This is a genomic window from Corynebacterium sp., from assembly GCF_030532965.1.
Taxonomy (GTDB): domain Bacteria; phylum Actinomycetota; class Actinomycetes; order Mycobacteriales; family Mycobacteriaceae; genus Corynebacterium.
Genome location: NZ_JAUNKC010000002.1, coordinates 103837 through 116953, shown reverse-complemented (window position 1 = coordinate 116953; position 13117 = coordinate 103837). Strand labels below are relative to the sequence as shown.

Sequence of the window (13117 nt, the reverse complement as noted above, 5' to 3'; positions counted from 1 at the left end):
AGTTAGCCTGCGCCGAACAGGTGTTACCCAACCCCGACCACCGGAAAGAACCACAAGATGCTGAATCAGTCCAAAAAAGCCCAGCTCGCCCAATTGATTAAAGACCTGGCGGTAGTGCACGGCAAGGTCACCTTATCGTCCGGCATGGAAGCGGATTATTATGTTGACCTGCGGCGGGCTACCTTGCACCACGAAGCATCCCGTCTTATTGGTGAGCTGCTGCGGGAACTGACCGCGGATTGGGATTACGTGGCCGTGGGCGGGTTGACGCTAGGCGCTGACCCGGTAGCAACCGCAATCATGCACGCCGACGGCCGCGCCATCGACGCGTTTGTCGTGCGCAAAGAAGCGAAAAAGCACGGAATGCAGCGCCGCGTGGAGGGCCCGGACGTGGTGGGCAAAAAGGTGCTGGTGGTAGAGGACACCACGACCACCGGAAATTCCCCGCTGACCGCAGTCGCGGCGCTGCGTGAGATCGGCGCAGAGGTGGTTGGAATCGCCACCGTTGTGGATCGGGCAACCGGGGCGGACGACGTGATCGCCGCCGAAGGCTTGGAATACCGGTACCTCATCGGCCTTGAGGATCTCGGACTGTAATGGCAGAAAACGATCACGAGGCAGCTGGCCCTACCGAATGGGGTGCCGGGCGGCACGGCGTGGGTCCGTGGCGGGAAGAACACCCAGATCAACCGATCCCTACCGATCCACGTTATGATCCAGAACTGCTGGAACACGGGGACCGGCGCAATGTGGTGGATGCCTACCGGTATTGGCGTCGGGAAGCGATCGTGGCGGATATTGACACCCGGCGGCACGCGTTGCACATCGCGATCGAGAATTTTGAAAACGACGCCAATATCGGAACCGTGGTACGTACCGCCAATGCGTTCGCCGTGGATACCGTGCATATCGTAGGGAAGAAACGGTGGAATCGGCGCGGCGCGATGGTGACCGATCGGTACCAGCATCTCATGCACCACCCTGATACTGATTCGGTGGTAGCGTGGGCTGCGGAACACGGGCTGACTATCGTCGCTATCGATAACACGCCGGGCAGCGTCCCCTTAGAAACTGCCACGTTGCCGGAAAAATGCCTCCTGCTGTTCGGCCAGGAGGGGCCGGGCGTGACGCAGCAAGCCCAGGATAATGCCAGCATGACCTGCTCTATTGCCCAATTTGGTTCCACGCGTTCCATCAACGCGGGGGTCGCGGCGGGAATAGCCATGCACGCATGGATTAGGCAACATGCCGATCTTTCGCATGCGTGGATGTAATAAACGTTGTTATCTGTACGTTATAATCTTCAAAAGGCTAGAAAAATCCATGACGCGAAGCGGAGTGAACCTTAAGTGAACGAGATGTGGCTGCACCGGGCTGACCTGGCAGAATCCGCGATTAACGAGCGTCATGCCAGCAGGTTATGGGGATTGCCCCGAACCAATCTCGCGGTAGCCGCGTGGCCGCCACACACTAAGGAAAAACTCTTCTACCGGTGGCATTACTGGTGGCAAGCGCACTACCTCGATTGTTTGATCGACGCCGCGCACAGGCGTCCCTCCAAAGCCCGCAAGATTCGGATCAAAGAAACCATCCGGGGAATCCGGTTGCGCAATTTCGGGCAATTCACCCGCAATAACTACTACGACGACAAACTGTGGCTTGCCCTCGCCTTAAACCGCGCGTCGGAAGTCCTGTATCCGGGGAAAACCAAGCGCAAATACCTCAAAGTGCTGGAAGAAAATATCCTGGACGGAATCGATCCGGTTACGGCGGTTCTGCCGTGGCGGGTGGGGGAGACTTTCTTTAACGTTCCCACCAACGGCCCGGCTGCGATCATGATGGCGCGCACGGGCCGGATCGCCAAGGCGCGGTTCCTGGTGGACTGGGTATTCGACGAGCTTATCGACGACAACGGGTTGGTCATGGACGGCATTCGCATGTCGATGAATGGCCCGGAAATGGTCAAACCCACCCACCCGTATTGCCAGGGCGTCATGATCGGCGCGTGTCTGGAATTAGCGCTTCACCTGCGCCAGTCTCCGGAAACTGCCGACGATGCCGTCATTTACCTCACCCATATTCGTTCCGTGGTGGCCGCCGTGTTCAAAGAAATGGCCAACGCCAACGGCGTTATCAATTGGCGCACCGGCGACGGCGACGGCGGATTGTTTAAAGGTATCCTGGTGCGGTACTTAGCCGACCTTGCGGTGCGGCTGCCAGCCGATACTGAGGCGAATATCGCCACGAAGAAACTGGCTAAGAAGATGGTTATGGCCAGCGCCGAAAGCGTGTGGAACCACCGGCTTGAGGTCGATGGCCTTCCGGTATTCTCCTCTGATTGGCTCAGCGATGCGAAGCTACCCCATAATTTCGGCCTAGCCGCCACATCCACCATCACCGACTACGTTCGCCTGGTGCGCATTGACGAACGCGACCTATCGGTTCAGCTTTCGGGGTGGATGTTGCTTGAGGCCGCCGCCCGGATAGCGACCGCTGAAGCTGAGGGTGAAGCGTAACGGCCCGGTCTTTGTGCTTGTCGACGCGACACGGCCACGGTGTGGCTCGTGTCGTTTTTTGCGTATCCGGGTGGTATATCGCAGACTGTGTGCGGCGGGTGTGCTACTGATTAACGGAAATCGGGGGAGGTTGGGGGAGGAAACCGGACATTCAGTTTCCGCCGTGACGTGGGGTTTTATCCCGCATAGCACGGACGAATGGGAAGGCTAACCCCATTTGGGTCGTCATGTTGCAGGTAAGATTTAAGATTGCCTGGTGTAGAAAAAGCACAATGCTACAAACAAAGGAACGCTACGATGACCAACCCCAATAACACCCCGGATCCAATGGCAAACCCATTCCCGAACCCGGCGTCGGCCCATAACGATTATTACGGCACCGGCCAGCCGTACAACGCTGACGGCTATGCCGCGTATACCCCGCAACCGACCACCTATCAAACCCCAACCACTTACGGTTCTACACCGGGAATGTATGATTCGACCTACGGTACGGTTCCGCTAGAACAAACATACACGCAACCAGGATTAATGCCCCAGTATGGTTTCGTGCCCGGTACCATGCAGCCGACCAAAGATAAGACAATCGCAATACTATTGTGGGTCTTCCTATCCGGTGCCAGCGCGCATAATTTCTACACGGGTTTTTACAGCATCGCCATAACTCAGATTTGTTTGGGGTTCTTTGGTGCTTTACTCACGGCCACGGTGCTCCTGAGCTTTATCGGACTCCCCATGCTGTTAGCCGTATTCGTGTGGGTTTGGGTTGACCTCATCCAGATGATCACCGATAGCGGGCGGTTTAGATATTCTTTTAAGCGATAGTCGCTTCACGGTCAGTTAGGAAAACCACAGGTAACCCCGTGCAACGAGGGTTCCGTCGCAAGGAGGACTCCAGGATGTCCACAAATTTTGGCTCTAGTCCGGCCGCTTTTGACCCCTTCAGTTCCAACCAACCCAGCCAATCGGGCACGACGGAGTTCGGAACCGGGGCACCGGGCGGCTTCGGGGAGGTGCCTGAAGCGCCGCGCAGCGTACCCACGCCGGTAACCGGCCCGTGGCCGTTTGTGATAGTGGCGGTACTGTGCGCGGGAATAGCCGTGGTTCTTGCCGTTTGTGCCCCCATCATCGGCGGCAGTGCGACGGACGATGGTTTCCGGATTATGGCGATCATCGGGTGGTTTTTAGCAGGAATCGCCGGGTTTATTTTATTGGGGCTGCACATCGGCGCGGATAATCGTCGAAAAGCGGCGGGGCTGTATATCGAAAACCCGACGCAGACCCTCTTGGTGCGGGCAACGCTTGCGCTTGGTTCCATCGCGGTCATCATAACGGCCGTTGAGATCGCCCTCTGGCTGTCAAAGACCATCGGAAACTAACGTCAGGACATCGCTGTGAAAAACTTTGGTAACGCCGTTTACAAAACCATAGGAGTTATAGCCACCGCTGTCCTCACCGGGCTTGTCGCGGCCCCAGCCGCATTCGCGCAGCAGAACAACGTTTCCGAAACTGGTGCCCGCAATCTGGAACGGCTGAATTCATGTATCGCCACCAAGAAAAAGGCGGACATCATCTTCGTCATCGACGAGTCGGCCTCCCTGCGGGGACATAACGGCGGACCTGCATCGGACCCGAAAAACATTCGGGTGGCTGCGGTTGAGGATTTGGTGGCTCAACTCGGGAAATCCGCAGCCGACATCGACGCGGACATTAACGTCAAACTCGCAGGCTTCGGCGAGGGGTATCGTTCCAACCCCGAAACCTACGGGGAATGGACCAACGTGTCGAAGAATCCCGCCGCGCTGGATACAGCAATCTCTGGTTTTGAAAACCGCAACAATGACCTCTACACCAATTACGGGGTCGCGCTTGATGGCGCGCTTGCCGATATTGCGGCGCAACCCGATCCAGATACGTGCCGCAGCATCCTGTTCTTCACTGACGGTTTGCTCACAGTTCCGGGCGACAGCCAAGCGGACGTTGCTGCCCGGGAGGCGGTGTGCAGCGAGAATGGTGTGGTATCGAAAGCTCGCGACGCCGGTGTCCAACTATTCACCGTCGGCTTAATCCCCGCTGGCGAAGACTCCCCGGAACAATTGCTGCGGTCGATGGCCGAAGGCAATGAATGCGCGGCAGGGGAGGAAGCCAACGGGGCGTTCTTCAATGCGGAATCGAACCCGGCGGGACTATTCGCTGCGTTTCGTTCGTTGCTTCCAGATTCCGCCTCCGTGGAACATCGAGGCGATACCCACAGCCAACTGGCATTCGTGCTGGACAATTCCATCACCGAGGTGCGCATCTCCTCCCAGCCCGAAGAAGTGGTACCCGATGGGACTTTAATTCCGGTTCTGGTAACACCAAGCGGAGAAACGCTGGAACTAACAACCCCCAAGCACACTGTGAATGGTGCCACGATCGAGGCTGAACTCGGCGCCAGTGTGCCTGGAATGGTCGATATTTCCATGGAAAAGGCCAAGGACGATGATTGGGCGGGCAAGTGGGCGTTCGGCTATAAAACCCACGGGGAAAAGACCACCTATTATAGCGCCAAAATGCAGATATTCCCTGGTCTCAACACCGTTGTCAAGGAATTAAGCAACACCAAGACAGTGGGTTTATCCACCAACGACACGCTGCACGCCACGCTGGTCGATCGGCATGGGCAACCCCGGGCGCTCGACGGTGACGCATTGATCTCGGCACAATTTGTGCCAGCTAACGGCGAACCAGTCGCTATGGGACAACCGCAGCCGATTGTGGACGGCAAAGCGGTGGAATTCGCCCTGGCTGAGGTCACCGAACCCACCACGGGTGAGATCGTTTTAAGCACCACCATCACCACGCGCGGCGTGGGGGATACACCCGGCACCGAGTTATCGCCGGTGGTGGCGCGATACCCGATAGTCATTTCGCCAGCTCACCTGCCTAAAGCCCCACGTGTCGTTAATTTTGCGGTGGAAGAAAAAGAAACCACCATCACCATCCCCGTCGAAGGGCCCGGAAAGCTCTGGATTGATCCGGCGGGAATCAAAGAAAACCTAACCGCCCCGGATAATGTTGGCGCGCTAAACTTTGCCGCAAAACACAATAGTGCTGATTCCGCCCTGCTGCTGAAGGAAGGCGATCGCGGCGAATTGCCGCTCACCATAACCGTCGACTCGCTCCGGGACGGCCCACTGGCATTCGACGCGGTGGTGAAAATGATGGCATTGGAAGACAACGCCAGCGGCGAAGTACCCGTGGAAATGCGCGGCAGCATGCGTGCGCCCGTGAATCCACCGGTATTCGTGGCGGTTCTCGTCATCGCCATCCTGCTGGGAATCCTGATTCCATTGGCTATTTTGTACATCATCAAACACATCACCGGTGTTTTGGTGGGTACGAAACTGCACGGATACAGCTTCCCGGTAACCCGCACGCCAGACGGCACCCTTGTGCGCGAAGACACCGGCGGCCGGGTTCAGCTCGACTATGAATCCGTTGTCTTAAACACAACCGGCGTAACCCCGCAGCCGCGCCGGGTGGTGCTGGCGGGCAAAGAGATAACCGTCGGCCGGGACCTCAACCCCTTCACCGCCGCCTATGCTGTCACCGCTGATAGCCCGGCGATTGCCGGTACTGGCACACAGATCGGGGAAGCCGCCCGGTTGCCGCTGGCGTTGCGCGGAAACTGGGTGTTGTTCGGCAACCCGCAGGACGAGAACCGGGGGCAGGTTTTGGTTATCGTCGATCACAATATCAGCAACGAAGAATTACAGCGCATGTCCCAGGAGATAACCGAAAAGGCCCCGGATTTCTTCGAAAAGGTTGCGCCACCAGCCCCGACTGCTGCGGTCGGCGCGGTGGTGGAAGCCCCAGGAAGTGCCGCCGATCCATTCGGTGATGGGGTGGACGTTCGGCCCGGTGGCGTCGTAAAGCCACACGGTGGTGATACGCCGCGGACGAAGAGCGGACCTTTCGGCGGTTCGTCGGGATTCGGTGGGCAACAATCGCAGTCGGACGCGGCCGAGAGACCTGATCCGAATACGAAACCTCCGGCGGGTCCGACCACCGGCGGTGTGCAGGACCCCTTTGCAGATTAACAACGTTCATAGTGTCGGAAACCTCAAGCTCAACCGGTTGTTCCTTAAGAAAGTCGTGGTTGTTGAGGAACCGGCCGAGGCTTTAACTGAAATATCCTTGTAGGAGAATTGATGCGTAAATTTTTGGTAGTTGGTTGTGGCGGCTCAGGCGCAAAAACCCAAGCGTATATGATTGACCAGCTCAAGGCATTGTTGCGCACAATCCAACCGGAGCGCACGCGACTGCCGCAGTGTTGGCAATTCGTCACCATCGACGTTCCGATTGCGCCAGAAGCTGGGCCGGATAACCTCCCCAACGTCCAACAATGCGGCGGCCGGTACATCGGCATCGGCAGCAGGCAACGCTACTCCACCTTCGATACCGGCACCACTAGCGAACTGATCCACAACGGCGGGTTGAAGGAAGTAGCAACGTGGGTACCCCGGGTACCAGGCGCGATCACCACACCGGTGTCCGAAGGGGCTGGCCAGTACCGGGCATTGGGGCGGATGCTGACGATTCCCGCGATAAAGAAAATCCAAGACGGGCTCAATAGCGCATTGGACGCGCTCAATACCACCGAGGCACACACCGAATTAGACGAACTTAACCTGGCGATTACCGGCAAGAGTTCGCATTCGCGAAACACCTCACCGGTGATTCTCGTGATCTCCTCCATGGCGGGTGGCGCGGGCGCTTCGATGTTTTTAGACATCTGCCGGATCTTATCGACGCTGCCCAACGCAAAGCCGGAACACACGGGTGTTTTCATGCTCACCCCGGAGGTGTTTTCCGAAATTCCGCCGGAAATGATGGTCGGTACGTGGCCTAATTCGCTTGCGATGTTCGGCGAGGCGATCGCTAGCCAAACCGGCGCCGCAGCCGCTTCCGATGCGCAGCTGTATGAGGCGCTGGGGATCAATGGCGCTAACCGGCCGACCACGTTCGGCCGGATGTTCCCGATCGGCAATCGGATGGGTGAAGAGGGCGCGAAGTTCGGCGACGGCAGTTCCACCGGCGTGTACCGCGGACTAGGGCGGGCGCTGAGCGCGTTGATGTATTCCGACCAGGCAAGCGACAGTTTTGTCCAGTATTCGCTGGCTAATACCGGATCGCCGGGGGCTAACCGGGATTACCTGGGCTGGGCTGACCCGGCGCAACTGAAGTGGGATGGAATGCCGTGGGGTTCTATGGGCTATGCGCAGCTGAGCATGGGGCGGGACAAGTACGCCGAATATTCGGCGCAACGTCTAGCCCGAAGCGCGTTCGACCGGCTATTAACCGGGCACATTGATCCCACGAACTTGGCAACCGGCGAAGAGCAATTAAAAGCCAAATTAGCCGAACGCATGCCGTATATCCTGCAAGAACTACGGATCAACCCGGAGTTTAGGGGCACACAGCCTACCGGTTCCATGATCTCTGGTTGGCTGGATGCAAATTTCGAAACGGAGATAACAAACGCAGTCTCTGCCGCGGTGTATTGGCTGCGCCAAGCTCTGCCACAACCAAGCGACGGGCAGCAAAGCCGGGATTGGGCGCGGGAGATTGAGCAGCGCCTGGGGCATCCGAACATTTCCACCACGTTGGCGACAAACCTCAATAATGCGGCGTATGCGGCCGTGTACGAATACGCCGACTGGTTGCTCGACAGCGTACTGTCGGTGGCGGAGCGGGAGCTATCCGTGGTGGGTGTCCCGTTCGTCGAGGCGGTTCTGGGCGAGATCAACGACATTATCCAGCAGGGGATTGCGGTGGCGCTGCACAATGCCATTGGCAACGCCACCGGAATGAACCCGGCGGCGAAACCTGCGGATATTGACGCCTTGCTGCACCCGCTGAGCGGCAATAAACGAGTCCACGGGGGTGGGGAAATCCTCGACGCGGTGGCAGCGGCATACCGGCCGCAATTGCGCACCTACATGCTGGTGGCTCTGGCGCGCGTGGTGCACCCGGTGCTGGAGGACTTCCGGGTCACCGCCTTGCAGCGGTTAATGCGGGAGCTCGAAACTGCCCACGTTGATCTTTCGGAAGCCGCCCGCAGGAAAGACACCGTCTCCCACCTGGCAGATGTGTCCACCACGGATCCGGTGGCGTGGCCGACTGATACCGATGAACGGATCAGCGACCGGTTCCGGGGGTCTTTCAACGAGATATTGATAACCGAGGTCGATTCGTTCCCGATCGATTACGCGAATCAGCTGATCGAAACCGTCAAGGTGTCCGACCCATCAGTTTTCGACCTCAGCCAAGCGGTTCGATTGGCGGCTCGGTCCGTGATCGTCGGCAAGTGGGAGAGCACCGACGCGATCAAGGCGCCGGAGGACACCCTAGCGCCACCGAGCCGACCCGAGGTTTCTGGCAACCGCGCAGGCTGGGTATCTAAGCACCTCCAGACGCCTCCGGCAGGCGGGGAGATCCGGGAATCCAGCCCGGCGGTATTTGCGGCGAAGATCCGCCCGGCGGATCTTCTTGGCCGGGCCCGGTCCTGGATTAACCGCACGGGTTATCATTTCGAGCGGTTTATCTCGATGGATCTGCGCTCCTACATGACCCAGGACGAGTCGGTCAACGATGTGGAATACCAGCAGCGGCTCAACCGGCTCCGCTCGGCGTTTTCCACCGCATTAAGCCAGGCCCGGCCACTTGCCGGGGTGAATGCGGCTATGGTGAGCCTGGTGCACGGTTCGGATGTGACCTATAGGTACAGTTTCTCGGAGATCCCATTCCAGCACCTAACCGCCGCCGATACGCTTTCCGACGTCCTCAACGCCGTCCCGCACCTGCACGATCAAACCAAGACGGTGTTCCTGGAGTCGCTTTCCGACGCGAAAAAGGTGCAGCGCATCGACGTCTTCGGCTCCTACCCGAACTATTCACCGATTGTGTTCAGCTCGCTGCTGCCCGCGATTTCCAACGACTGGTCCGCCCGGATGGATAAAGAAAACGCCTGGATGCTGCGCCGGGCTCGGCCGCTCCCGGCGGCGCTACCGCTGTCCAACGACGAGCGGCGTGCCCTGGTGGCCGGCTGGATTTTGGGGCTGGCTACCGGCCGGGTCTACGTGCACAATCAGGGGCAAAAAGACGCGCGTGCCTGGGTATTTGACGGCAAAGAATGGTTGCCATTCCCACAACCGATGTTGACTCCGCCGTCGCAAATGCGAAACTCGGTGGACTGGATGCCTGCCGTCATCGAGTCGATCCTGCTGGCTTACGCCGAATCGCATAACAAGGATGCGAACGGCAAGTTGGCGCAGTCGTTGCGCCCCTACCAGGCGCTGCGCGGCATCTACGATGATTCTTCCCAGCACCCAACCAATAGCCAGGGTGGGATCCAGCACCCGGCGGTTGGCTATATTGCGCAATTCCTCCGGGACGGGGTGTTCCCGGCGGGGGACAATAAAGTGGTCGGTGACGGGATTGAGGACCGTGCCGAGCTGATTACCGAGGCGCTGACCCGGGCCGGGGCGGTGGCCGATAAATTCGTACACACACCGAGCAATGGTTTCCCCGGTGCAACACCTGTGGAAAAGGTGTGGGCGAACCCGCCTAGTAGGGAGCACGCCTCAAATATGCCGTTTTATCGGGATTTCGCACCAGACGTCTTGGCGGTGATCCGCCAGCTGAAATCCATGGTGGATCAGGCGAAACTGGTAGCCGCCCGACCGGCGGCCGAGTCGGCACCGGTGTTTGATGCCGGACACTTAAGCGACAACGGTTCTACAAGCTCCGCTGATTTCGGTGACTTTGGTGGTTTGGTATGAGTGACATAGATAACGTGCAGGTAGTGGTCTTAGGCCACGGCCTGGTGGTCGAGGAAATACGGCACACGCTCTCCGACGTGGCCGCCCTGGGTCGGCTGAAACGGTTCCTGTGGATCGACACCGCAAGCGACGTCTTTTCGCCCGCAGTACGGGTGATAGACACGCAACCAGCCGAACCGTTCCTCACCGTTGATGCCGCCTTGCGTCAGGTGCGCGGTACGGTCGCGGTGATCGCCCTAGAAGAAATAAATAGTGATGTGGAAACCGACTTTGCCCCGGTCGATCGGTGGCTCGCCGAGATTGAAAACCGGGTATCGGGTCGGGTTTCGCGCATCCGCGTGTTATTGCCCCGGCTGCCGCACCCGGTGCAGCCGCCCGCGGAGCGAGAAGGGTGGTCGACCATCGCGCTGGCGCCGGAGGATTCCGACAGCCCGGTGTCGTCGTTAAGCCCGCTGTACCGCTCAACCGACCCCAGCGGCGCCGCCCGGGTGTTCGCCCCAGTACTTATCGGTTTATGCGGTCTGTGGCGCAGCTCTACCACAATTCCCGTGCTAGACGGTACCGGTCATGCGATCTCCACCGGCCCGAAATCCGCGTTTCGGCTGGCCCGGGCGTATCACCGCACCATCGACGCGAGCGAGCTGGAAGAAAAATTGGTGCGACAGGTGGTCGATATTTCGGAGCAATTGCCGCTCACGAGCTTCAGGGATGGTCGCTACACGGTCTTTACCAATGATTCCGCCCAGGTGGCACAGCGCTACACCAGCGGGTTAATCAGCAAACACGAGGCGAATCTCACCACCACGCCGCGGGCCGAAAAGCAATTGGCCAGCATCAGGCAAGACGGATTCGCGGCGGTGAAATCGTTTATCCGGGAGTTTTTCCTCACCATCTTCGGCACACCCCGCCGGTGGGCGGATTCCATCAAAGGCGCGGTCACGGACAATGCCGCCTCAGCGATCCAACGGGGCCTATACGGCGAAAAATCCGTCGTGGAAGTTGTCGTCGGTAACAGTTCGGGACGGCCCGCCTCGATCGAGCAACTACGCGATCAGTCCCACACCATTTCGCAACACGTGCAACGGCACGGGTTTAAGGTCGAGCCGGAACCGAGTTTGTCCATGCTGTGGCAAGACTACACGGACGCAGCCGTGACGCTTGTCGACGGCGCCGAGCGGCTGCACGGCGAACTCGCAGGGCCGCGCGACAATAACAACAACCCCATGATCGCTCGTCGACCAGGTGACGTTGTTCCCGATGTGGCGCAGGCCTTCGACGGCTACCACCCGATTCTTAGAGACTTGGTGGGCATGTCCGAACACGACGCCCATATCCTGCCGTTTGACGTGTACCGCGCCCGGGTTTTCGAAAACGAACTCACCTACGCCGCCACCCAGTCCACCGATTCCTCCATCATGCGGCTGCGTGACGATTTCTCCCAGTGGCACCAGCGCCAATCCACCAGTTTCGCCTGGGCGATGGGCAACCACCTGTTGGGGCTGTTAGATACCGCCCGGTCCCGAGTAGGGGAATCCTGGGGTAGGCTACACGCCATTCAGTCAGAACTGGCGCAACTTAAAGAACGAGACTACGAAAAAGAAAACCGTACGTTAGCCACGAAGCTTCGCCTGTTGAGTCTCATCTGGCTGCCGCTGTTTGTGCTGCTGACCTACGCGATGATCCGCTACTACAAACCGGATTGGCGTTTCTTCCTGGCAAGCTGGGAAGGAATTGATTGGCGCTGGTACACACTGCTGTTGGTCATTGTCACCGGGGTGATTCTGGGTACCCAAATGGCGGTATTCATGGCGGCACGCCGGGGCATTATCGACGGGATAGAACGAAAACGATTACTGCTGGACAACCACCAGATTTGTTCTGAAAATTATTGCGCCGCGATTCACGACGTCAACCGACTATCGGGCGCATACCTGCAATTTTTAAGCTGGAATACCATCATCGGCCGGGTGCTGCACCGGCCATTTGGCCAGCCGGATCAATCCACCAAGACGTTGAACATTCCGACGGCTGGTTTGCCCAGATCCACCCAATTGGGTCGCGCGGTGGCTAGCGATTCCGCCCAGACCGAACTGGTCAATGAGATCCGGTCGGTTCTGTTTGGCCCCGGTTGGGCGGGATCGGCTCTGCAATCCTTTGTGGCGGACACATTCACAGAGATGAAACGCGCCGAAGGCATCAACCCCACCCGAATGGCCGAGCTATTTGGTCAGCCTGGTTACGGCACGAACTCTACCCTGGATCAATTAGCCAGCTACGCGGTGGGTGAGCCCTTGGAAAACCGCAATCGCATTGCGGAGAAATGGTTGGAAACCATCAGTGACCAGTCGGTCACCCACCGTATTGAACATGCGGTGGACACGGTGGAATTTTATGAAAACAACGCGCCTAAGACGGCAAGCCGCGTTGAATTCCTCAGCCCACTGCACGATTTCGACTGGGTTCAGTCACGGTTCTCCAATGCCTGTGTCAGCTCGGCCGGGGTCAGCCGGAACGCCACCAGCATTGACACCAATCTCTCAGCGACGGATATCAAGGAGCCAGCCAGCAATAACCTCAACCACAGCGTGACCGTCGCCCAATTTAGCCCCTCGGTGCCGCTGATGTACCTGGTGGGGGAGCCCCAGTCCGGCTTCGATTCTGCAACGGCAGTATTCGACGCCGATCACGCAGTCATGCAGACACATACGGAGTCACCCGATAACGGTGGGGATACCACCTTCCCCGAATTTGATGGATTGGTGTAGGAGGATCAGG

8 protein-coding genes are annotated in these 13117 nt (G+C 58.6%); all 8 read left to right on the top strand.

Features of this window, described 5'->3' with window-relative positions; translation table 11 throughout:
• Positions 1-57 precede the first annotated feature (57 nt).
• The 8 genes from pyrE (at position 58) to Q4D85_RS01765 (ending at position 13107) form a co-directional block, all read left to right on the top strand.
• Positions 58-597: an orotate phosphoribosyltransferase gene (gene pyrE, locus Q4D85_RS01800; protein ID WP_303197839.1), complete on the top strand. Its 540-nt coding sequence runs from the start codon at positions 58-60 to the stop codon at positions 595-597.
• Complete coding sequence (locus Q4D85_RS01795; protein ID WP_303197837.1) at positions 597-1274, top strand: TrmH family RNA methyltransferase; 678 nt, start codon at positions 597-599, stop codon at positions 1272-1274. Before pyrE ends, Q4D85_RS01795 begins: the two co-directional genes overlap by 1 nt.
• Positions 1275-1358: 84 nt before the next feature.
• Positions 1359-2516 carry a glycoside hydrolase family 76 protein gene (locus Q4D85_RS01790; protein WP_303197923.1) on the top strand — a complete coding sequence of 386 codons (1158 nt, stop codon included), beginning with the start codon at positions 1359-1361 and terminating at the stop codon, positions 2514-2516.
• A gap of 297 nt (positions 2517-2813) precedes the next feature.
• Positions 2814-3341, top strand: a complete 528-nt coding sequence (locus Q4D85_RS01785; protein ID WP_303197836.1) for a TM2 domain-containing protein — start codon at positions 2814-2816, stop codon at positions 3339-3341.
• A gap of 74 nt (positions 3342-3415) precedes the next feature.
• Positions 3416-3895 (top strand): hypothetical protein, encoded by a 480-nt coding sequence (locus Q4D85_RS01780; RefSeq protein ID WP_303197835.1) that lies wholly within the window; start codon positions 3416-3418, stop codon positions 3893-3895.
• Positions 3896-3910: 15 nt separating this feature from the next.
• Positions 3911-6598: a vWA domain-containing protein gene (locus Q4D85_RS01775; protein WP_303197834.1), complete on the top strand. Its 2688-nt coding sequence runs from the start codon at positions 3911-3913 to the stop codon at positions 6596-6598.
• A 111-nt stretch (positions 6599-6709) separates the two neighbouring features.
• Positions 6710-10342: a tubulin-like doman-containing protein gene (locus tag Q4D85_RS01770; protein ID WP_303197833.1), complete on the top strand. Its 3633-nt coding sequence runs from the start codon at positions 6710-6712 to the stop codon at positions 10340-10342.
• Positions 10339-13107, top strand: coding sequence for a hypothetical protein (locus Q4D85_RS01765; RefSeq protein WP_303197832.1), 2769 nt, complete (start codon positions 10339-10341; stop codon positions 13105-13107). Before Q4D85_RS01770 ends, Q4D85_RS01765 begins: the two co-directional genes overlap by 4 nt.
• The last annotated feature ends 10 nt before the right edge of the window (positions 13108-13117 follow it).

Coding starts and splice junctions, on each gene's coding strand:
- pyrE (WP_303197839.1), top strand. CDS start 58: ATGCTGAATCAGTCCAAAAAAGCCCAGCTCGCCCAATTGATTAAAGAC.
- Q4D85_RS01795 (WP_303197837.1), top strand. CDS start 597: ATGGCAGAAAACGATCACGAGGCAGCTGGCCCTACCGAATGGGGTGCC.
- Q4D85_RS01790 (WP_303197923.1), top strand. CDS start 1,359: ATGTGGCTGCACCGGGCTGACCTGGCAGAATCCGCGATTAACGAGCGT.
- Q4D85_RS01785 (WP_303197836.1), top strand. CDS start 2,814: ATGACCAACCCCAATAACACCCCGGATCCAATGGCAAACCCATTCCCG.
- Q4D85_RS01780 (WP_303197835.1), top strand. CDS start 3,416: ATGTCCACAAATTTTGGCTCTAGTCCGGCCGCTTTTGACCCCTTCAGT.
- Q4D85_RS01770 (WP_303197833.1), top strand. CDS start 6,710: ATGCGTAAATTTTTGGTAGTTGGTTGTGGCGGCTCAGGCGCAAAAACC.
- Q4D85_RS01765 (WP_303197832.1), top strand. CDS start 10,339: ATGAGTGACATAGATAACGTGCAGGTAGTGGTCTTAGGCCACGGCCTG.